The following is a 21,826-nucleotide window of genomic DNA, read 5'->3' on the forward strand; positions in this document are numbered from 1 at the left end:
ACGATCTGTTCGATCGCCCTATCCCCTAAGCCTTGCTGTATAAACCTTTTAGCTAATTATTCAGCAAGCCCTAAGTAAACCTTGGAATTATTCATCTCTCTCCCCTCTTCCTCTGCGCCCTCTGCGCCCTCTGCGGTTAAATCGCTCATAAATATTAAAAAAAACAAACTATCCAGAAACCAGACTTATTGAAAAAGCCTGGTTTCTCAAAGAAGCTCTAATCAAATCACAGCAATGCAGTCAATTTCAACTAACACATCTTTCGGCAAACGCGAAACCTCCACACAAGCGCGCGCCGGTGCAGTTTCCGCATCAAAATATTTCGCATAAACCGCATTCACAGCGGCAAAATCATTCATATCTTTGAGGAAAACCGTAGTTTTTACGACATCCAACCAAGTAGCGCCGGCTTCTGTGAGAATGGCTTCGAGATTTGCCATGACTTGTTCGGTTTGTTTTGCCACATCGTCGGTGTAGACAATATCGTTTAGTCTAATGTCGATCGCAATTTGACCGGCTACAAACAGCATAGTGCCTGTAGCGGCAATGGCTTGATTGTAAGGGCCCACGGGTGCGGGTGCTTTGTCAGTACGAATAATTTTGCGCGTCATAGATGTTACTTTTTGGGATTCTTGTTGACTGGTTTCCGGTATGTAAAATTCTCCATCAGGCATAATCGCACCAGTGAAGTCTGCATCCTTGATGTTCATACCATAAGTCTGTGCTTCAGTCAAATCTGCTCTTTTAAGCTTGGCTTTCTCCAGATTTGCTCGCATCAAATTAGCTCTTTGAAGACCTGTTCTCTCTAAATTTGCACCCCGCAAACAAGCGTTTCTTAGATTTACTTGTATCAATTCGGCTCCAGCTAAATCTGCTTCTGCTAGATTGATACCAGACAAGTCGTGCTGAGACAAATTCACACCGCGCAGCTTTGCTCCCTGAAGATTAGTATCTTTGATTGTCAAGCCAGTTATATCTGCCCGACTTAAGTCTGCTTCATTCAAGTTTGCTTTAGTCAGATTTGCACTGTTGAGTTTAGCTCTACTCAAACACACTTCAATCAAGGATGCTTCAGTGAAGTTTGCACCAGTTAGTTGGGCATCACTTAGGTTTGCTTCATTCAAGTTGGCATTACTAAAATTAGCAGAAGTCAAATTAGCCTTACTTAAGTCAGCACCGCACACATCTGCATCAGTGAAGTTTGCAGAATAAGATTTTACTAACCCGCTCAAATTCGCACCTTTCAAAGATGCCTTGGTGAGGTTTGTACTATTAAGCGTTGCTCCGGTTAGGTTCGCCTCATTCAACTCTGCTCCTGTCAAGTTTGCAGAGCTTAAGTCTATCCCACTTAAGTCAGCATCTTTGAGGTCTACACCTCTCAGCATAGCCGACTTAAAGTTCCGTTCGCCTTTAGCGTATTCTTCTAAAAGTTCTTCAGCATCCATAAATAACCGATCGCCCTTCCGCTACACCCCACTTTCCCAGCCTACCACCAAAACCGAAAGCGCGAGCTAAATCTGCGTTAATCCGCGTCAATCCATTTTCATCTGCGGTTCGAGAAATTCCCTTTTTTAACCGCAGATACAGGCAGATAAACACAGATTCACGCAGATAAATTAGAGATTATCTGCGTGAATCCGCCTCTATCAATTCTTATCTGCGGCCCGAGAAATTCCCTTTTTTAACCGCAGATAAACGCACATTTACACATTACACACCAACCGGAGCACCAACAACCTCACCTTTCAACATCCGAGAAGCAGCATCAAGCAATTGCTCCTCCAAATAAGGCTTGGTGAAATAGCCTTTCGCGCCCAAACTGTAAGCCATTTGGCGGTGTCTGTCAGCACCGCGAGAAGTCAACATCGCGATCGGCAATTCACACAAAACCGCATCCTTCTGCATCCGAGAAAGTAGTTCCAAACCGTCCATTCTCGGCATTTCAATATCGCAGAAAACGATATCGCAAGGCAGACCAGATTTCATCTTTTCCCAAGCTTCCTTACCGTCGCGTGCTTCTTCCACACGATAGCCAGACTTCTCGAAAGTAATCGACAATAGCGATCGCACCGTAATCGAGTCATCCACAATCAGCACAGTCGGCTCAGTCTTCTCAATTTCCGCCTCCTTAGTAGCCTTCTCGCTCTCATCCCAAAGCGTACCGCCAGTGTCCTTCCGCAGCCTTCCGGTAGCCAAATCGATCAGTTCCAGAACGTCTGCAATCGCCACGATCCGACCGTCTCCGAGCACCGTAGCACCCGCAATCCCGATCGGCTTCGGCACCGGCCCCTCCAACGGCTTGATCACAATTTCCTGTTCCGTCGAAACCTGATCCACCTGCACCGCCAAGAAATTGCCAGCAGACCGCAGCACGATCACCGAAATCATGTCATCGTCAGTATTAAACCCGTAAACACTGCCCCGGCCCAAATGGCGGTTGTAAGCCAGCAAATCGCGCAGCGGCCGGAACGGCAAGCTTTGACCCCGCCACTCAATGCAAGGCAAACCGTCCGCCCCCGTCGTCACCTGATCGCGAGGCACATCGATCATATCCTCGACCCCATCCATCGGGAAAGCAATGCGAGCTCGATCGCTAATGCAAGTCAGAGCCTTAGAAATGCTCAACACCAGAGGTAAACGGATGGTAAACACAGTCCCTTTGCCGATGGTTGAATCGATCGACACAGTACCGCGAATCTCCTGCAAGGAAGTCTGCACCACATTCATACCGACCCCCCGGCCGGCGTACTCCGTCGCCTGTTCCTGAGTGCTGAAACCCGGCATAAACAGCAAATCGTAAACTTCCGAGCGAGACATCCTCTGAGCCTGAGCCGCCGTCAGCATACCCTGCTTAATCGCCTTCGCCTTCACCCTTTGCGGGTCAATTCCCGCCCCGTCGTCAGAAACCGAAACCACGGTTTGGTTCCCTTGGTGGAAAGCGCGAATGGTAATCCTGCCGACAGCAGGCTTCCCAGCCGCCAGACGCACCTCCGGCGGTTCGATCCCGTGAGTAATGGCATTGTTCACCAAGTGAGTCATCGGATCATACAGTTGATCCACAATCATCTTGTCGATCAAAATCTCCTTACCCTCAACCTGCAACTGAGCCTGCTTCCCGCACTTAATCGCAATTTCCCGCACCGCCCGGAACAGCCTGTCCGTCGTCTCCGCAAACGGCTTCATCCGGGCGCGAGTCAAACCTTCTTGCAGTTGAGTCGTAACTTGCCGCAGTTGGCGAGTCACCTGATCCGCCTCATCCACCAAAAACTCTATGTCCGCCGCCGACTCCCGCACCCGCACGATCAGCTCGATAATCTCCTGAGCCAAACTGTGGAAAGGAGTAAACCTGTCCATTTCCTCCGGTCTCCAGGCACTTTCCCGCGTGTGGGCCGAATCCTCAGAGCGCCAGGCCGATCGGTGTCCCTGACGGTTGGCCAGCAAAGCAATCTCCAAAAGACTCCGCTCGTAGAAATCCTGAGTCCGCTGGCTCACATCGCTCAGCAGCGTTACCTGGTGCAGCAAATTGTCCAAAAACTGCCGCATCCGTTCTTGGTCTTGCTCCAAACTGTTGCGGTTTACCACCAGTTCCCCCATCAAATTGCTGAGGTTATCCAGTTGCTTGATCGGTACCCGCATCGTTTGGTCGCCGAACCCGCCCGCGCGCATATTGCGCCTGGGTCTGTTGATCGCCGACGGCCCCATATTGCCTTCCCCTTGGCGGCCGCCGTCCTTGGAATCTTCCAGCAGTTTTTCCAAATCGCCAAATTCGTCGTCGCTCTCATCGGCTGCAGCGCGCGGAGCTTTACTAGCAGTTGTTGCCGGTGCAGGAATTTCCGGCATAGTTGCGCTCTCGCTGAGGAGTTCTTCGAGATCCGAGAAAACTTCTGTATTTACCGGACTCTGATTTGTGCTGCCAGAAGCTGCTATGACAGCTCCAGCACCCCCTGCAATTAACAGTGCTTCTAAATCGTCAAAATTGCCTTCGGCATCCTCATCGCCTGATTCGCCCTCGCCAAAAAAGTCTGCCAGCGACCCCTCATCTAACTCCGAGGAATCGGCCTCGGCCGACTCGTCCTCAGCGTCCCAAAAGCCCGTCGTCAGTTCCGAAGTCACCAGAACCTCAGCATCGATCGAATCCAACAAATCATCAAAACCCTCCAACTCTTGGTTGTTGAGAGTAGCCCCGGTTTCCATCGCCGAGAGCAAGTCAGCATCGCCCTCAAACATACCATCGAGAGATTCTGCCGGCAGTGGCTCTAAATCCGCACTTAAAAAATCCGTTTCCAGGGCATCAAACAAATCATCTTCGCCCTCCGACTCCCCGGCGCCATCAGTTTCTTCGGCTCGATCGAATAAATCCGCACCCACCTCGTCGAACAAACCTTCGGGAGGCTGGGCCGACAATTCTTCCTCATCATGAGCAGCGCCCTCATCTGGCGCCGCTACAGCATCTGGCTGCTGCACCACGCCTTCGGCAAACATATCCTCCAAAAAGTCGAAAACTGCGCCCTCATCAGACTCGACACTTGAAATTTCCGACTCAGGACGATCGTCGGACAAAGCCCCAAGTTCAACCTCTGCCGAATTTGTCAAGCCTTGGTCCGAAACAGCCGCACCATTGTTCTCGAACAAACTCCCCAAGTCGCCCTCATCAACTCCCCCATCCGCACTCAGCAATTCTGAATCCCCATCATTCAGCCAACCCCCGCGGGCTTGCCCCGAAGCTTCTCCGTCATACTCAGTACCGGTAGGTACAGAACCGAACAGCTCAGCCAAATCCGCCGCTTCTCGGGAAGTAGCCGCTCCTTGCCGATCCCGCACAGTCTGTTCGTCCTCAGAAATCGAACCCGAGGTCATATCCCCAAACAGCGCATCTAAATCCGTATCGTCCAGCTCCAGGTTGAGCGATTGCACAGACTCGTCTTCCAGGCCGAAAGCATCTTCTAGCCAGTTTTCATCCGCAGAGATATCTAAATCAGAATTTGATGTCATGTTAAGAACGTTGCCCATTTCCTCATTTTGTGGGATGCCCGCAGCTTGATCTCGATCGCCCCCGTTCTCCCCACCTTCGTCTTCTGAAGAAAGGAAATTAGAAGTAATCCCCAACAGCTCGCTCAAATCCGAGTCCTCGCCAACCTCAGAGAACAACTCGAAATCATCCATTTCAGGGAGAGCAGACGCTTCGGCATCCGCTGAATCATTATTGCCCCCCCCTGCTGCAGGCTGCTTCGATTCTCCGTCTAAAGCCTCCGATTTCAGAGAAGACTCCGAAGAAACTGCCGGCACACCCGTTGCCTCAGATAAGCCTAAATCGCCGAACAAGTTATCGAAATCATCATTGTCCGTAACACCAGCAGAAGTTTGGGCCGCCACTTCGTCCAAAAGCGTACCGAGAGCATCTTCGTCCGCTTGTCCCCTGGCTGGGGCCACCGTGTCCTCTCGTCGCTCCAAACCCCCCTTACCGTTACCCGTTTTAAGTTGTTTGCGAGTTAACCGCTGGCTCGAACCCCCATTTTTCTGACCGGCAGCTACTGCCGAGCCCTCTGCCTCTTCTCCAAACAGCAAATCCTCCCCAAACAAACTCGTCAGGTCATCAATCGGAGGCTTCGTGTTCGTTTCGGAAGTTTCCGCATCGTATTCGTCAAACAACAAATCAGTAAAATCGCCGGAATTGTCATCGTCTGACCCCAGCATTCCCGCCGATATCCCAGAAGACTGTGCGTAGTCGAGGTCTTCTTCTTCTTGCCAAGCGCCGTCGAGTTCCGGCGACTCGCCGTCAAACAAGTCAGCTAAAGTGTTGAGTTCTGCCGCGCCCACTTCCGGGCCGGTGCGGGTCGAGCCTCTAAAAGCACCCGTCTCCATATCCGATTCTGCGAAGGCCGAATCCTCGTCGAACTGGGACGATCGAATGCCACTGTCATCGTTGCTGTCGCCGCTGTCGAGTTGGTCGAACAGTTCGTCTATACTCAGCCCAGAAATAGTCGGCAGCAACTTGTTCAATCCATCCGTGGCATCGCCCGATCCCACCAGATCCCACGCCTCATCCTCAACCGAAACCACATTTGTCCCGGATTTACTCGGTTGAGCGAAGGCCAGCAAATCTTCAAAATCCGTTTCTGGAACCAGAACAGCCGGCTGCAGCGCCAGAAGTTTTGCGCTTGGTGCGATCGACGATTCTAGACCAGAAATTACCAGTTCTTGCGCTTGTTTGATGTCTTTGATTACCGTTGGGGCTAAGGTACGGTAGCTATTTTCTGGGTTGGCGATCGCCTTGGATACAGCTTTGATCAATTCTATCCAGCAGGGCAGTTCAAATTCTTCCCCTGCCCTGAGCAAATTCCGACAAATATTCTTGAGTTGTCGCCTGCTTTCTGGCCCCTCGGGCTGTTTGAACTCTTGCAGGAGTTCCCGCATCCTCGCCGGTACGTCTGAGTCAAATACTAGCTGCAGCGCGCTGTCTTCTGTTGCTCTGGCATCAGGTGCGTAAACTGATCGCGAATCGGGAATACTCCTTGATGAGGCAAACGCCCCGACTCCCATCCCCGCCATAACTGGTTCGGGTACTGACATCGCGTAGCTCTCGTCTCCATGGTGTTCTCCGTGTCCAACGAGTCCCCCCAAGTGCCCGTTGAGTTCTTCAAATACTGGTTCTAATTCTCGAACCATTTGTTCTCCCAATTCTTCTGTCAGTCCAAAAGGCCCTGACAGTTGCTCTAAGAGCCCTTGCAATGTGTCAAAAATTCGCAGGAAAAGGGATTCTAGCTGTTGGTCTACTTTAACGCTGCACTCTTTTAAAACTTTAAAACTATCTTCTAGTCGGTGAGCTGTTTGCTGAATGCTGGTCAGCCCCAGCATTGCTGCTCCTCCTTTGACAGAGTGAGCGGCCCTAAATACTTCGTTGACCAGTTCTGGGTCTTCGATCGTGGTTTGCAGATTCAGCAAGCCTTGTTCGATCGTATTGAGGTGGTCTTTTGCCTCCTCAATAAAGTAGCCCATTATCCTCTGTTGTTGCTCCGGCAGCATAGTTTTATTCCTGATTTTAAGCGTTATTGTATTGGGTCTATGTTAGTAGTTCTAGAGAAGCTCTTTGTAGATCTCGCCCCTTGCCAAGAGAATAATCTGACTGCGAGATATCGCAAATGTCATGGCTATTTTTGCTTTCGATATGCCCTCACTTCAAAGATAGCGAATCTCGCGCACCTGTTCGGGTTGGAGTTTGCGGTTAGGACATATCTAGCCGGGAACGCAAGGAAAGCGGTTTTTTTGCTTGGCATCGCGGGAGTTATCGGCGGGGGTTCCTTCCCACAAATAGTCAGGATTGACACAACAGCGATCGTAGCTACTGTGATACGCAAAATAACCGGGTTTAACAGGCCTTCCCAGTTTGTGTTCCAGGACAAGTCTGTGAGCGGACAAAGTTTTTGTTTTGCCATTAATTTTAGTACCTTTAATGGCGTAACCATCACTTCTTTTAGCCCAGGTACAAATCATGCAGCCGTTCGGCTGTATTTTGCCCAGAATAGCGGAAATTATTTCTATGCCTCGCAGTTGTTTTTGAGGTTGTGGCGCTGATGTACTTCCCACATTTTTAATACGTCCTTTTTTAAACCTATATTGAGATTTTTCCCGCCGAGAACCTTCCCACAAATGGTTAGGATTAAGGCATTTGCGGACATCGCAAGTATGGTCAGCAAAGTATTCGGGTCTGAGTCGCAGACCTAATGAATGTTCTAATACTAAACGGCGGACAGTAAACGTTTTCCATTCACCGTTAATGTGAAGTCTTTTATGGGCATAGCCCCTGCTAGATTGGGTTAGGGTAGAGATAATACAGCCCGTAGGCTGAATTTCACCAAAGATGCCCGGTATTCCGTCTACTATGTTATCGTCCATCTGTGCAACTCCTAGTTTGTTTAGGTGTTGAATTAGCATCCCCGCAGTGGTTTTAAGACTGCGAGGTTGCTTTTTGTCTGCCATCCTTCCCGACCAACCTGCTTGTAAATCCGCCAGCAAAATAAGCATTAGACACTTAATTATTGTCTTTCTGCGGTTTCTACTCGGAATCTTTCCACCGATGTCAAAAGGTCGCGAGCAACGCCTACCAAGTTTTGCAAAGCACCGGAAACTCGCTGCGCTTCTTGGGATGTTTCCTGAGCTGTCAACTCGACAGCCTGCATAACAGAAGCCACCGCGCGAGCTGTTTCGTTTTGCTCTACAGTGTCGGCAGTAATCGATCGCACTAACACGTCAATTCGGTTAGTTACTTGAATGATATCTTCAAGCGATCGCTTCGCCTGTTCTGCCAATTTTGTCCCCTCAATAACCTGTTGCGTCCCTTCTTCCATCGCCGTCATTACCGCGCCGGTTTCGCTTTGAATTTGCATCACGATCTGTTCGATTTCTTTCAAAGACTTAGCCGATCGGTCTGCCAATTGTCGCACCTCGTCTGCCACGATCGCGAAACCCCTGCCCGCTTCCCCAGCTCTCGCCGCCTCAATACTGGCGTTGAGGGCCAACAAGTTCGTCCGAGAGGCGATCGTCGCAATTAAAGCCACAATCTTAGAAATTTCTTGAGAAGCTTCCGCCAACCTCTTGACTTTTCTCGTGGTTTCTGCTACCGTTTCTCGAATTTCCAAAATCCCGGCCACCGTCCGCTCCACAGCCTCGCCCCCTTTCAGAGCCGTTGCCGCCGCGCCCCGGGCCACTTCTTCCGCCTCTCTAGCGCTCTCTGCGACCCGCTGAATCGCGTCGGTGAGGACTTGCACGGAATTCAGCGTTGCCGCCAGTTCCTCAGCTTGCCGCAGCGCGTCGGAAGACAAATCGCCCGCAAACTTAGCACTATCCGTAGCGCCTTTGCTGACCTCCCGAGCCGCCTGCTTCACCTGATGGACAATTTCGCGCAGATTTTGAATTGTCAAGTTAAACGAGTCAGCAACAGCACCCAAAACGTCTGCTGTCACTTCCGCAGTCACCGTCAAGTCACCCCGGGCCGCTCCTTCCACGTCGTCTAGCAAGCGAATCACTTGGCGCTGCAAGTCTTCTTTTGCCTGTTCCTGCTCGTCAGACTTGCGCCTGGTATCGCTAATCGTGGTTTGGATGACCTTCGCCATGTGGTTGAATTTAGCAGCCATTTTGCCAAATTCATCTTCCGAGTAAACCGTAGCGCGAGCATCCAAAGTTCCTTGAGATACGGCATCGAACTGAGCTTGCAAGTTATCCGACGACTTGCGTACCTGCTTGGCGATCAACTGGCCGATGCCCCAAGAAGTTAAAAAGCTGGTAAAGCCTGCGGCTGCGGTCATTACCCAGCCTGTTTGGCGCAGGTAAACGATCGCCTCCGGTTTGTCTTGCCGCAGAGCTTGATAGGAGGCAATGTTGGTGACAAAAGCCACAGCTACCAGAGAAACCAGTCCCGCCCCGATTGCCGTGTACAACTGTTTTGTAAACAAAGGGGCATTTTCCAAGAAAGCCAGTCCCCCCTGTTCTACTGTTACCGAAGTATCGAGCGCTTCTGTTTCGGTGGGAGAAAAACTCGGCACAGACGCATCAGCCGGGCCGCTTATGCTAAATATTTCGTCATCCCGAATTGCTGAGCCATCGCTGTTGTCAAAGTCCAGGCTGCTGCCGGTCGTCCCCATCATGCCGCTGGTCGAGTTGCCGAAATTGGTGTTACCTCTAGTCAGGATCGAACTCGTGGCATCTTCTGAGATATCAAAGTCCGGCAAATTGCCCAAATCGTCAAACTCGTCAAATTCGTCTAAAAAGTCGCTGTGTTCTTGACCGTTCCCTGCTTTTGACGACCAGCCGCTGTTGTTCTTGTCTGACGCCCCGAAAGCTGTCGCTTGTTCGTTTTCGTCGAAAGAGAAAGAATCGCTAAAAGCGTCGTCTTCAAAAGCATCTAACTCGAAGTTGTCTCTAGAGCTAAATGCCGGGGGTTCCGAGTCACTGTAACCGTTGCTGTTGGGGGAAGCTTGATCGACTGAATTAAATTGTCCCCGGCTCGACCTTTGACTTTGAGAGTTGGGGACAGCACCTCCCATCAACAGCGTTTCGTCTTCCGCCAGCGAATAGTTTGATGAGTAGTCCGACCCGTTATTCGGCTGCTTGTTTTGAGGCCGAGAAGACCCGAAACCCGACGAGGGCATCGCCTCGGCAAACGGGTCTTCCTCTTCGGCCAGAGGTGCGTTATTACCGTAATTTTGGCCGCTCTGGGGCGGGGATTGGTAGTCGTAGTCGGAGTTATCGTCGAATTCGTCTGGCAAATCGAGCCCAGCAAAAGGTTCGCCAAAATTGTCCGAGGGCCCGATGGGGGAGTCTAGTTGGTTCGAGTCGAAGGAATTCCCGGTTTCTGAAGAGGCAAAACTTTGACCGTTGAGCATCTGAGTCGGAGCTTCGGAAAACGAATCTCCTGAGTAAGGTGGGCTTTTCCCAGACGCTTTGCTGCTAGACACGTCAGCAGCATCAAACCCTCCATCATCTAAGGCAAAAGGGTCTCCAAAGCCCGAGTCGGCAAACTCGTCTATGTCGTCTAGCGAGTCGGAGGTCTCAGCATAAGCTGCCATTCCGCCGCTGTCGCCACCAAACGGGTTAGAATGTGAGGCTAAATCTGGGACTGAGCCTGCGCGATCGTCGTCTTCTGCTTCCCACCCCAAGCCACTCATGCCCAAGTCTGCCAAGTCCTCGTTTTCCATGTCGTCTGGGGATTGACTTGTATAGGAAAGGGAGGGTGAATTTCCTTGGAAAAGTCCCAAATCCGGGTCTTCTAACCCTTCATCAAGAGATAAGTCTGGGTAGAATTCTAATTCAGTTTCAGCAGACAAAGCCTCGAAATTTTCCGTTTGCAGCTCTCCAGATAAAAATTGGTCTGTGTAGGTAATTCCGTTGTGAGCGTGTTCCACCAAACTTGGGTCGTCACTCAGGCCTAGCACAACCGTGTACTGTTCCCGCGCCACCTCATACTGTTGCAGTCCGTAGCAGTAAATGTGTCCGCACAGCAGGCGAGCGCTGGGGTCTTCGGGAAAATCTTCTACTAATTGATAAACTAGGGCTGCGGCTTCGGAATAATTGCCATCCATGTAGGCCGCTTCTGCCCGTTGGTAGTCCTGCTGAAAGTTGGTACTTGTTGCCATTTGCCGCCCTCTTTGGATTTTAGATTTTAGATTTGAGATTTTTGATTTTTATCTTGAATAGAATGTTTAGATGCGCGCCTCAAGTCGTGTGACTGTTGATGGTTAGACCCCAATCGAAAATCGCAAATCGCAAATCTAAAATCGATTTCACGCTGCCCACCGCGCCGAGCGCAGAATTTTCACTTGATCTAGCAGTCGGAGCACTTTCTGAGCTTGTGCACCTAACATCCATTCTCCCCTCAGAAATGGAATCATGCCGTCTGGTGCATTGTTCTGAGAGTGCAGTTGCTCTACGTCGAGCCAGTCCATCCCCACAATTCGATCGACTGCCAGCCCCAAAATCGTGTCTTGGTCTTCCACAGCCACGATCGGGATTTCGGGTCTATCTGTGTTCAGAGGTGTTTGGTCTCCCAGAAATTGGCCGAGGTCTGCCACCCAAATCACTCGTCCTCTCATATTTAGCGTACCTAAAAGCAAAGAGGAAACGTTGGGGATCGGTGTCATGCGGTCTGGGGAAGGGGATAGTACCTCTCTAATCCCTGTCGCTGGCAGTGCGAACTCGTTCCCCGAAGGAACGTAGAACCGCAGGTGCAGCTCGCCTTCGGGAGTTTCTAGTTCTTGGAATTCCGGAGCCGGATCTACGCCTAGTCCTGGTAATATAAAGTCTGGGCTACCGCTAATCATAATTCTGACACCTGCATTTCTAGCAAATTGTTGAGGTTTCCCGCCAAGAATAACCCGATCGAACTTCGATGGTCGAAACTTGACACAGCCAAGCTTGACACAGCCAAGGGGTGAATGGCGCGACTGCCGGAGGTGCTTGGCAAGAAATTTGCTCCGTCAATAATTGACTGCCATCAATAAATTCGCGCGACCTTTGCTGGCACATTAGCTCCAATCGACTACGAACAATTAATTTGAAACCCCTAAAGCTTCACTTTGTACTCCCACCGCCGTCTCAATTGGTAAAACTCTGGGTAATTTCTGCGATAAATGCTAAACCGATACTCGGATTAGCGAGGAGTTGTTGACATGGCTGGTGTCGCGACAATCATAAACGGAGTCACTTAAGACTGACAATTGCACTCTCTGACTTTGTACAGAAATACCTAGCAATAAGTAGCTCTGTGCATCAGTTTTTCGGAGCGGCTGCAAGTGGAGAACAAGTATATTATATTTGCACTTTGAGCGTGTTAGACCCACTTGGGCCTAGAAATTGAACAGAGTTTTACCGACGCCCTTATGCCAGCGCGCGGATTAATACATTCTAGTTTATGGTGCGATCGCCAATAGTACCCCCAGCTTTCTCTTTGTGGCGGTCGAGACTCGATCTAACCGCAGGTACAAAAAAGCTCCCATCATGGCATGGGTGCGAAATTTATTTTTCTTCTAATTGGTCTTCTAGCGAGCGGTCTAATAATCTTTCCGAGAGGTTGAGCCGAGGGTAGCCCGGGCCCACATATTTTTCTACCAGCATCAATAACTCGCTTTCACCAAAAGGTTTGGTGTAAAAGTCTGTAGCTCCGGCCATGCGGGCTTTAACGCGATCGATAAATCCGTCGATACCCGTCAGCATAACGATCGGCGTCTGGCGGAAAGCGCTAGAACTACGCAGCATAGCGCAAATTTCGTAGCCGTCGAGTTCCGGCATGGCGATGTCACACAGAATTAAATCGGGTTTGAGTTGAAACACCAAACTCAGGGCTTGGAGGGGATTGCCGATCGTAGTAGCTTCGTAGCCATGTTCATTTAAAATTGACTCAACTGTTTTGCGAATAGTATTGTCGTCGTCAATACAGACAACTCTCGGAACTTTGGTTTCTGGGGACGACCATTCTTTTTTGTTGTTGGTCGGGGCAACAGAGGGTTCGTAAAATACTTGCACCAATCCCTGCTGTACAAAGGGGTAAATCGCCTTAGCGACCGTGAGCACGTCTCGGTTGAGGTAGCGCGCCATTTGGCGGATCGAAGTATGCCCGTCAGCCCAGCGTCTGAGAGTATTAAAGGTATTGACAGGCAGCGCGACTCGCAGCTCGGAGGGGTCTGAAATCACCGGGCATTGGTTGGGTGACTGAATGTGAGGGTGAAACTGCTTCCACTGCTGCACCTGTTTGACAATTTTGGCCAGCAGTGAGCTAATTTCTAAGCTGGTCAGTTGAGGAGCCAAAGCTGGGCCCATTTCAAAAGTGAAGGAACCCTGGTGGAGACTGAGCAAGTCAAATAGGGTTTCGTGGATCATGCTCTGGATGATGTTGCGTCCTTGAGCTGGGGTGAGGATGTGGTTTTCTAGCAGGGCCCATAGGTAGCCGTATTCTGGGGCATTGGTAGATGCCATATAGGGAACTTGGATTTTGTCGAGGGCGGTATCTGCTTTGTAGCGGCGCAGGTAGTCGCGCAAGCGAAACAAACTGCCCGCACTCTGGGTAGCGTAAATAATCTGACCGTTGAAGCAGAAGACATACCAGGATTGTCCTGCAAGGGAGCGCGAGGTAGGTTGAGTACCCGTGCTGCTGCCGGTGGAGGTGTAGGCCTCTACGAACAGTTCTCCGGTTCGCTGACCTAACTCAATCAATTGCAGGATGCTGCGGATGTCTATTTCACTCAAATTTCCCTGCATGCAGCTAAAGTGTCCTCCTTAAAACCGTTGGCGTCTGAGCTCGGAAAGACTGTGTGCTGGCGAAAAGATTGACTTTAGTTTCCGTCAATAATTTACGCGCTGATGCCGCTCTCACAATTGGGAATTGACGAAAGGGCGATACTTGCTGCTGCTCCTCGGCCGCGCTACCAGTCCACAAGCTGAAACCGCGAAACTCGCGGCATTCTCTAAGTGTAGAGTTTCACCTTAGTATTCCCACTGTTGCCTAAACTCGTAGAATCCATATCGCACGACGGCACGGGTTCTTCGAGTGTGCAACGCTGGCATTCCCGACTGGTTCAAGTCTTCGATAGCCAAAGTTTTGAAGTTTTTGGCTGAGTATGCCGTCCGTTTATCCAGCACATCTTGGCGTAGGTCAACTTCAAAATACCGAGGATTCTCTGGTTTTACCGCTGCTACCAGCACCAAGTGCCGATCAAGCCCCGATGGGAACTTGAGGCTAGTCTGTTGGGTTGGATGAGTTGCGATCGAGGTTTTTTTGGGTTTGCCACAGCCCTAAAATTAGGTGCAGTCAAAATGAACCTTTGTTGGCAATTGTCAGGAAAACCCTCAGTGCCGATCGACCTTTTTGCTCGCCCGCGGCGAGCGTCATAGGCTCTCGTCATTACCTTATTCTAAGGCAGCGCGGTTCAAATCCCTAGTCCGCCGAAGCAAGGCCCCAGCTTGGGGGCTGCAACGGCTTTTATCGCGATCGACCCATAACTAAAGCGTTGTAAAATCAATACAAACTTTTGGATGGAAACGCCAGAGGCAAGCCCTAGGCTAACGACATGGGGAGTTAGACCTGGGGATCACTCGGTAGGGACTTTTAAGTCTCGTGAAACGATTGTGTTGCTAAAACCAGAGTGGTATAATTGGCAGAGAGCGATTCGCCAGAGTAAGAATAACTTTCAACCCATTGAAATATCCTAGACGGCGAGCAACCCCAGCAACGCACTAATCCGATTAGTTCGGATTAGTTAAAGGGCAAATAATTGCAGCATAGGTCACGTTCAACCTTAAAAATATGAAGGACTCAGCAAGTCTGCGCTCCGGGAGAAGTAAAGTTCTTTGAGTGAGTAGAGCCATATTTGAATGTCCCATTGTCGTCTAGAAGGTGGGCAGGAAGCCCCCGGCTTTAGACGTGGGGAGGTTCAAGGACTGACCTTTTTCAGGTTTGGGCTATGGCAGTCTCCGCAGTGAGAGCTAGTATTGAATCAAGCGGGATTGGTACTTCTCTCTCATTCCTCCAGACAACTGGCGGCGGCCGTACTTTCTGGAAGTTCTCCCGTGAGAACGTGCTATGCGTGAGTGCTGAAGAAAAGTTAGAAAAAAATGCTATCCCCCGATTGGGCAAACGATACCAAAAAGTAAGACTTAAGTGGCAAAAAGTTATCCTTACTTGCCTATACTTGTTTACTTTAGGTAAGTTGACTAAAGATCGCACACAGTGCTATCTTTAGTCAAGAACCTTTGGCTTAAGGGGGATAGCCTACTTATCTTGGGATTAGCCGTCTACCCAACAGCGTAGGAAGTAAACACCACTTATCTTTTAGGCCTTTAAGTAACTTAAAGTAAGTTGGGATAGGTTTTACGAAGCAGAGGACTATTAGTGTGCTGTATCTAGCGGAAGTACAAAAACAGAGAAGCGGCTTTGGTCTCGGTGGCGGTAAGGCTGAACTGAAACTGCTAGCTTGTCAGCGGGGCGAACATAACTGGAGCGCCGTACCAGGCGATGACGCGATCCCAGTTGAGGAAGCTAATAAGTTTAACGACGGCACGCTGGTGCTGGTTGAGTTGAGCGCTAGCAAGCAAGTGCAGCGGATTCAGGAGGCGGCCCGCCAGTTGGTGAGCATTCTGCAAAATTTCTCGCGATTGCAGGACAAGTTTAAGGATAAGGAAGAGGAAATTGAACAGTGGAAGGCTTCTCTGACGTTTTCGAGTCAGGAACTCAATCGCCGGGAAATGGAAATGCAAGCCCGCGAAGAGCAGTTGGCTCAAATGGAAGAGGAGTTGGAGCGGCTGGAGGCTCAGCGCTCGGAAATTGAAAATACTCGAGATGAAGCTAACCGACTGCGAGAAGAAGTCGATCGCAGTCGTGTGGAAATTGAGACCGCTTGGGAACAGTTGCGGGGCGAGCAGCAACGGGTGGCCCAGCAGCAGTCTGAGGTTCCGCAGGGGGCATTAGTTGATGAGCAGCAGACCCAGAGGATTCAGGAGTTGATGCAGAAGCTGGGAGGGGCAATTGCTTCTGCCCAAGGGGTGCGGGAACAACTCAATCAGTCTTTTAGTGCCGTGGGCGCTCAACAGGCAATTCTGGATCAGCACTGGCAGCAGTTGGAGCAAAAACAAAGCATAGCTCAACAGCAACAAGAAGAGGTCGATCGACAAAATCAGAGCCTCCAAAACCGCTGGCAAGAGTGGTACCAATCTCAAGATGCTTTGGCGCAAGCTCGGGCGGAGCTTAAAGGGCAGCAAAGTACCCTCAGCGCTAAGCAGGACCAGGCTCAGTCCGTGTCTTTGCAGGTGCGGGCTGTTGAGGATCTTTACCAGCAAGTTTCCAGGCTCGCATCTGCTTCGGGTACTGCGGGTACGGAGCAAAAAGTAGATGTGTCAGCTTTGGAGAAGATGCCTGTTGATGAGTTACAGGGGCTTGTGCAACACCTGCAACACGATTTGGAAAAGGTGTTCCGGTTTGTTAACGATCAAGAGGAGGAGTTGACTCTGCAGCGGGAGACAATCGAGGAACTGCAAGGGAAAATTCAAGCTGCTAGCGAGTACGATCGCATGGCTTTGGAAAATGAAATGGCAGATGAACTTGAAAGTTATCAGATGTTAAACGAAACTCTGGTGGGACAGCGCCTCCGTTTGCAGGAACGGGAAGATGTTTTAAAGCAGCATCAGGCGGTGCTGTGGCGGCGGCTGGGTACTGCTAATGCTCCCAAACAAGAGCGAGGAGATATTGATTTGGGGCCGATTGTCGCACAGCTCAATACTCAGCGGCAGCAGCAAAGCCAAGAATTGCAAAGACTGGAAAACGAAATTCAGCAGGTGCGGGAAGCCATATCCCAAATTGAGGCCAATGTCAACCGCCAAAATGGGGAAAGTGAGGCGAAACGCTACGAACTTAAGCAGTTAGAGCAGAATTTGTTCAACCAGAAAGGTGCAGTGGCGCAACTCTGGGGCAGAGTGAACGTTTATCAAGAAATGTTGCAGCCGGTGCAGGACAATTTGAATGCGCTACGCCAAAAGCTCGAAGCGGCGACGGGGGAACTCGATCGCGTGCAGCAGACAGGAGAGGAGCAAGATCGGGTAGTTTCCGATTTGCGACAAGTCCTTTCGGGTTTGATCACAGCTTAAAATTTAATATCTAAAATTATCGAAGGGTGTTCGACTCGACCGATCGCTCCTCCAGGAAATGGATCGGTTTGCGATCGGTTGGGCGCTACTATTAAGCTGGTTAGTTTTTCTACGCTTTCAAAACTGGGCGCCGAGGGCAATATTTGTTGCAGTAGTTGCCGCATTGCCCGTCGCTGCAAGGCCAGGGGTGCTTCCCGCAAAATCGGGCGATTTAACTTGACGGGAAGTTGAAAATTCACCTGCGGGCTGTCTGCAATTGGAGACATTGCTCGGTGTAGCAAGTCGCTGGCTGCAAGTTCCAGATATTCTACGTCGGCGCGGAGGAGTTCGGCTGTTTGAGCTAGGGCTTGTTGGGCTTTTGGATTGAAATGAGTTTCCAAATAAGGCAATAATTCCGATCGAATCCGGTTGCGACTATATTGCAAGTCTTTATTTGTGGAATCTTCCCAAATTGGTAGTTTTTGCTCTTGACAAAATTGACCTGTTTGCGATCGAGTTATTTCGAGCAAGGGACGAACTAAATAGATTTTAGATTTTAGATTTTGGATTTTCGATTGGGAATTTTCATCCAGATTTTCCAATTTAAAATCGGCAGATATTTGGGAGTTGGGATTTTCGCCGGAATTTCCCAATCTAAAATCTAAAATCGGCAATCTAACATCGAGCAGGGGTCGTGTCCAGGTGAGGGCGGAAAGTCCGTCGGCGCCACTGCCGCGAATCAGGTTGTAGAGAAGTGTTTCGGCGCGATCGCTGGCTGTGTGGCCTGTAACAATGTAGGGGTAGTTGTGGGCGATCGCAATTTCGGTTAAAGCTTGATATCGCCACTGTCTGGCCCCTGCTTCTGTTTTGGAAATCTCCGAGGCTGTTTCCAAATAGTAGGATATTCCCCAGTTTTTAGCTAATTGTTCTACATGATTGGCCGAGGCTTGCGAGTCAGAACGCCAACGATGATCGCAGTGAACAATCGCTAGGTTCCACCCCCATTTTGGCTGCAAATCTAGCAGTAATTTAATTAAACACAGAGAATCTTGTCCGCCGGATACTGCTACTAGCAAGCGCTGATTAGATGGCAATATTTGTCTGTACAGCAGCGTCCTGTGAACTTGAGCGTGCAGATGCGTCCAATTGGAAGATTCAGCCATGAGAGCAGTTTTTCATTAAGCAAAAATAAGGAAGTTAGACAACGAGCCGTGTACGGAATTTAACTGATGGATTTTGAGCAAAGAAGGGGAAACATCCCCCTCTCCCAATCTCTCAGTCTTTGCCTTCCTAGCTCCACATTCCTATACTTTGGGGGTCGCGGTCTGGATACCTAGAAATAGGAAAATTATTACTTATTTCTGTTGAGTTACCTTGATTTAATCGCTCATCTATATCGGTTTGATTTGAGCTATCTACGGCGTAGTTTTGCACGGTGTCTGATCTTTCGGCAGCGGCAGGAAGGGCTTTTTGTTCTTTGATTTCAGATTCAAGCGGAATGAACTCCAGACGCATTCTAAGTTTTCCTTTTGTCCAGTCTTTACCAGCACTTAATAGCTCGCAATCCAGACCGTCTGAGAATAATTTTTCGTCTACCAATTTCGCCTGCATAATTGCCATAAATTCGCTGACTTTGAATGTACATTGATACATCAAAGCGCTGGTAGGGGCAGACACAACATCGTCTTCTTGGGGAAATATTGGCGATTCGTCCATATTAATTGTCCTTATTTTAATGAAGGAAGAAGGAAGAAGGAAGAAGGAAGAAGGAAGAAGGAAGAGGGAGTTAATTATTAGAATCTCGCTGGTTAAGTAAGGTGGGAATTGCCCACCCTACAACCGGAGATGATATTAATCCCGATTCTTTGACTTATCCTGTTCTTCTGTAGCCCATTGGTGGATCGGGAATTAGAAAAACCAACCGTAGGAATGCAAACCTTTGCCTAACAGATTAACGCCTAGATAGCAAATCCAAACTACCACAAAACCTGTGGCTGCTAAAATTGCTGGGCGTCTTCCCTGCCAGCCACGAGTAATGCGGGCGTGCAGGTAGGCAGCAAATACCAACCAAGTAATTAGCGCCCAAGTTTCTTTCGGGTCCCAACTCCAGTACGATCCCCAAGCTTCGTTAGCCCAAACCGCACCGGCAATAATGCCAACTGTCAGTAAGGGGAATCCTAAACCGATGATTCGATAGCTAATGTTATCAAGAGTTTCTGCTAGATTCAATCGCTGGGGCGAGAGAAGTTCTGCGGTTTGAGTTGGGGAGGTTGATGCCGTTTGAACGGTGGCTAATTCGAGCACTGCGGTGGTGCCCACACCATTATTATTGGAGTTGAAAGAGGGTTCGCTGAAAGCTAATGCGCTGTCGGCGCTGGTTTCTGCAATTTGAGGTTCGGGGTTTTGAGGGCGTTGGAGGCGGTAGTTGCCGTTGCGGTTGCTGTTGGTGCCGAAGGAACTACCGGTGAGTTCGATTTTTTGGCCGCGGGTGACGATCAAAAATGCGATCGCCAGTAGCGCTCCTACCATTAAAGTTGAGTAACTGAGCATCATGACGCTAACGTGCATCATCAGCCAGTTGGATTTGAGGGCGGGTACGAGGGGCTCTGCAGATTGCATGGTTGCCGGCAGAGTCAGGGCTGCAAAGGCGGATATTGCCATTGCTACGGGGGATGTGGCTACTCCTACTAGGCGGGAACGACTCATGTTTTCCGCGACTAGGTGGATGGCGGTGATTCCCCAAACTAGGAAAAATAAAGATTCGTAGAGGTTGCTTAAGGGGAAGTAGCCGGCTTCTATCCATCGAGAACCGAGTAAAGCGGCGATGGATAGGTTGGCGACGGCCATTCCTGCTGTGCCTAGGGCCCCCAGGTAGGGAATGCCGGGGAATGCTGCGCCAACCCAGTAAATGAGCATTGTTGAGAACAAAATGGCAAAGGAGATGTTGTCCAGCCAGTTCTGGAGTACGACCAGATCCATAAAAATTACTCCGGTAGTGTTTTTACTTATTTTTGCTAACTAGATCGATCGTACTGGGGTTGGGCAGTTTTGGGTTTGGGATTTTGAATTTTTGTGGCAATTATGAGTGGTTGGCGGTTGTTGAGGTGCTAGTGGGCGATCGACTCACCAAGGATTGCCAATCATTCTAAAAGCAGACCAATAATAAGGATGAGAGAAATTCTGACTCGTCGTGTTTGCCAATTCCGCGGGTAACGGCAGATTGCCAACAGAAGTGTGCAGCATCCCCCCTTCAATTCGCACCTCTTGGCGCAACATCGCTAATTGCGCTTGCCGCAGTGCTTCTGCTTTAATCGGAGCAGTTTTTAACTGCCCGTAAAACTCCGCCATCAATCCTAAACTGCCCTCGTCGCTGACATACCAAAGAGTCGCCATAGCCGATTTAACCCCGGCTTGCACGGCTAACCCGCCAAAGCCTAACTCGGCCTCTCGATCGCCCACAGCAGTCTTGCAAGCACTCAAAACTAACATTTCCACTTGCGGGCTGTGCCATCCCATTTGCCGCAACTGATCCAAACGCAGTTTAGTATCCCACAACTGAATAAAGGATTCGCTCGGATCTCCCGATCGAAATTCGGCGTGAGTAGCCAAGTGAATCATCCCAAAAGGCTGCTGCTGGCGCTGCGATTTCAAATTGGCCAGGGTGAAAGCTTCATTCAAGAAAGACTTACCCGGCCACTGCTGCGGCGTGATTGTCGATACTTCTATTTCCACCGCAGGCAAAGGACTCATCTCTGGAAATTGCGACGCCCCCATTGCCAGAACTTGGGTATTTTTGAAATTGGCGGGGCTGGTATCGGTCAAACTCAGACTCGGCATCGATCCAACACTGTAACGCTCTACCAGAAAGCCTTTGCCGTCATGCAGCGCGCCCATCGGTATCGATCGCAACCCCATATCTGAGATAAAAGATAAATTCTCAATGCCTTTGGCTTGCAGTTCTGCTTCGAGCGGCGCTACCATCCACTGGTAGAGTTGCTGAGCCAAGGGCAAATAACTTTTAGTGTTGCGCTTTACCGGATTAGTCAGTTCATCGCGAAATTTCCGAACAGCTTCCATTACCTGGGCGCGAGAGGTTCCAGGGATGCGCTGGCGAACGGGTACGCCTTCCGGCGCGATCACTATCATTTCCAGTTCATCAGAGGCTTGGATTTGCTGTTCTACGCGCAAGATGGACGAATTGCTGTCAGGCCGATCGACTGTAGAACCCCTGGGTACAAAGCTGATATAAATGAGAGCTGGTTTGATGCCTGTGGCTTGTTGGACACTGCGAAGGGTATTTTGGGCATCTTCTAGGGTGGCGATCGCAGTTGTTGATGGCAAATTTAGGTAATCGACAAACTCACTGGTAAATCTCTCCTCCACGGGAAAAATAACGGCGCCGAGGTTAGGTGGCAACTTGGAGGCGTCAAGATTCGCAGACGCGGGAGGTGAAGTGCGCTGTTGCAAGGAATTAGATATCTGGTTTTGCTCTTGCAAGCTGGGCGAAAATAAACGATTTGTGCTGGGTGGCTGGTTGGCTGCGAGCTCCGGTGTCGGTATCGGTGCGAGATTTATCGGCGCAGCAGCAGGCGCAACCACTGGATTTTGAGTAATGGTCGGTGCTGGTGGCACATTTGAGACTGGTGCTGGATTTTGAGTAATGGTCGGTGCTGGTGGCACATTTGAGACTGGTGCTGGATTTTGAGTAATGGTCGGTGCTGGT

The 21,826-nt window shown here is 50.0% G+C and carries 13 protein-coding genes; 1 reads left to right on the forward strand and 12 read right to left on the reverse strand.

Going from position 1 to position 21,826, the window contains the following annotated elements:
• Window positions 1–221: 221 nt before the first annotated feature.
• The 8 genes from QUA23_RS28460 to QUA23_RS28495 all read right to left on the reverse strand — a co-directional run bounded on the left by QUA23_RS28460 (window position 222) and on the right by QUA23_RS28495 (window position 14,193).
• Window positions 222–1,445 (reverse strand): Rid family detoxifying hydrolase, encoded by a 1,224-nt coding sequence (locus tag QUA23_RS28460; protein ID WP_333079177.1) that lies wholly within the window; start codon window positions 1,443–1,445, stop codon window positions 222–224.
• 265 nt (window positions 1,446–1,710) lie between these two features.
• Window positions 1,711–7,023 carry a response regulator gene (locus QUA23_RS28465; RefSeq protein ID WP_333079178.1) on the reverse strand — a complete coding sequence of 1,771 codons (5,313 nt, stop codon included), beginning with the start codon at window positions 7,021–7,023 and terminating at the stop codon, window positions 1,711–1,713.
• A 210-nt stretch (window positions 7,024–7,233) separates the two neighbouring features.
• Entirely contained in the window at window positions 7,234–8,022 is a 789-nt protein-coding gene (locus QUA23_RS28470; protein ID WP_333079179.1) for an HNH endonuclease, read from the reverse strand.
• A gap of 11 nt (window positions 8,023–8,033) precedes the next feature.
• The gene (locus QUA23_RS28475; protein ID WP_333079180.1) at window positions 8,034–11,129 is read right to left on the reverse strand and encodes a methyl-accepting chemotaxis protein; all 3,096 of its coding nucleotides are present in this window, start codon (window positions 11,127–11,129) and stop codon (window positions 8,034–8,036) included.
• A gap of 147 nt (window positions 11,130–11,276) precedes the next feature.
• Window positions 11,277–11,810 (reverse strand): chemotaxis protein CheW, encoded by a 534-nt coding sequence (locus QUA23_RS28480; protein ID WP_190661936.1) that lies wholly within the window; start codon window positions 11,808–11,810, stop codon window positions 11,277–11,279.
• A gap of 22 nt (window positions 11,811–11,832) precedes the next feature.
• A complete protein-coding gene (locus QUA23_RS28485) occupies window positions 11,833–12,018 on the reverse strand; it encodes a hypothetical protein (RefSeq protein ID WP_333079181.1) in 186 nt (61 codons plus the stop codon).
• A gap of 489 nt (window positions 12,019–12,507) precedes the next feature.
• A complete protein-coding gene (locus QUA23_RS28490; RefSeq protein ID WP_333079183.1) occupies window positions 12,508–13,746 on the reverse strand; it encodes a response regulator in 1,239 nt (412 codons plus the stop codon).
• A 225-nt stretch (window positions 13,747–13,971) separates the two neighbouring features.
• The gene (locus tag QUA23_RS28495) at window positions 13,972–14,193 is read right to left on the reverse strand and encodes a hypothetical protein (protein WP_333079184.1); all 222 of its coding nucleotides are present in this window, start codon (window positions 14,191–14,193) and stop codon (window positions 13,972–13,974) included.
• Between the two features lie 1,185 nt (window positions 14,194–15,378).
• Between QUA23_RS28495 and hmpF the strand changes: the two genes are divergently transcribed.
• Complete coding sequence (gene hmpF / locus QUA23_RS28500) at window positions 15,379–17,124, forward strand: pilus motility taxis protein HmpF (RefSeq protein ID WP_333079185.1); 1,746 nt, start codon at window positions 15,379–15,381, stop codon at window positions 17,122–17,124.
• Here the strand turns inward: hmpF and tilS are convergent.
• The 4 genes from tilS to QUA23_RS28520 form a co-directional block, all read right to left on the reverse strand.
• The gene (tilS, locus tag QUA23_RS28505; RefSeq protein ID WP_333079187.1) at window positions 17,121–18,266 is read right to left on the reverse strand and encodes a tRNA lysidine(34) synthetase TilS; all 1,146 of its coding nucleotides are present in this window, start codon (window positions 18,264–18,266) and stop codon (window positions 17,121–17,123) included. The genes hmpF and tilS overlap by 4 nt on opposite strands.
• A gap of 127 nt (window positions 18,267–18,393) precedes the next feature.
• Window positions 18,394–18,819, reverse strand: coding sequence for a KGK domain-containing protein (locus QUA23_RS28510; protein WP_333079189.1), 426 nt, complete (start codon window positions 18,817–18,819; stop codon window positions 18,394–18,396).
• Between the two features lie 192 nt (window positions 18,820–19,011).
• Window positions 19,012–20,082, reverse strand: coding sequence for a c-type cytochrome biogenesis protein CcsB (ccsB, locus tag QUA23_RS28515; protein ID WP_333079190.1), 1,071 nt, complete (start codon window positions 20,080–20,082; stop codon window positions 19,012–19,014).
• Between the two features lie 144 nt (window positions 20,083–20,226).
• Window positions 20,227–21,826 (reverse strand): CHAT domain-containing protein (locus QUA23_RS28520; RefSeq protein ID WP_333110637.1); only part of this gene is annotated, 1,600 nt, incomplete at its 5' end.

The organism is Microcoleus sp. Pol1C5 (genome assembly GCF_036701115.1).
GTDB lineage: Bacteria > Cyanobacteriota > Cyanobacteriia > Cyanobacteriales > Microcoleaceae > Microcoleus.

Bases quoted from the DNA above. Each gene is read 5' to 3' on its own strand.
- ccsB (WP_333079190.1), bottom strand. From the start codon at position 20,082: ATGGATCTGGTCGTACTCCAGAACTGGCTGGACAACATCTCCTTTGCC.
- QUA23_RS28470 (WP_333079179.1), bottom strand. From the start codon at position 8,022: ATGCTTATTTTGCTGGCGGATTTACAAGCAGGTTGGTCGGGAAGGATG.
- QUA23_RS28485 (WP_333079181.1), bottom strand. From the start codon at position 12,018: ATGTGCCAGCAAAGGTCGCGCGAATTTATTGATGGCAGTCAATTATTG.
- tilS (WP_333079187.1), bottom strand. From the start codon at position 18,266: ATGGCTGAATCTTCCAATTGGACGCATCTGCACGCTCAAGTTCACAGG.
- QUA23_RS28465 (WP_333079178.1), bottom strand. From the start codon at position 7,023: ATGCTGCCGGAGCAACAACAGAGGATAATGGGCTACTTTATTGAGGAG.
- QUA23_RS28460 (WP_333079177.1), bottom strand. From the start codon at position 1,445: ATGGATGCTGAAGAACTTTTAGAAGAATACGCTAAAGGCGAACGGAAC.
- QUA23_RS28510 (WP_333079189.1), bottom strand. From the start codon at position 18,819: ATGGACGAATCGCCAATATTTCCCCAAGAAGACGATGTTGTGTCTGCC.
- QUA23_RS28475 (WP_333079180.1), bottom strand. From the start codon at position 11,129: ATGGCAACAAGTACCAACTTTCAGCAGGACTACCAACGGGCAGAAGCG.
- QUA23_RS28490 (WP_333079183.1), bottom strand. From the start codon at position 13,746: ATGCAGGGAAATTTGAGTGAAATAGACATCCGCAGCATCCTGCAATTG.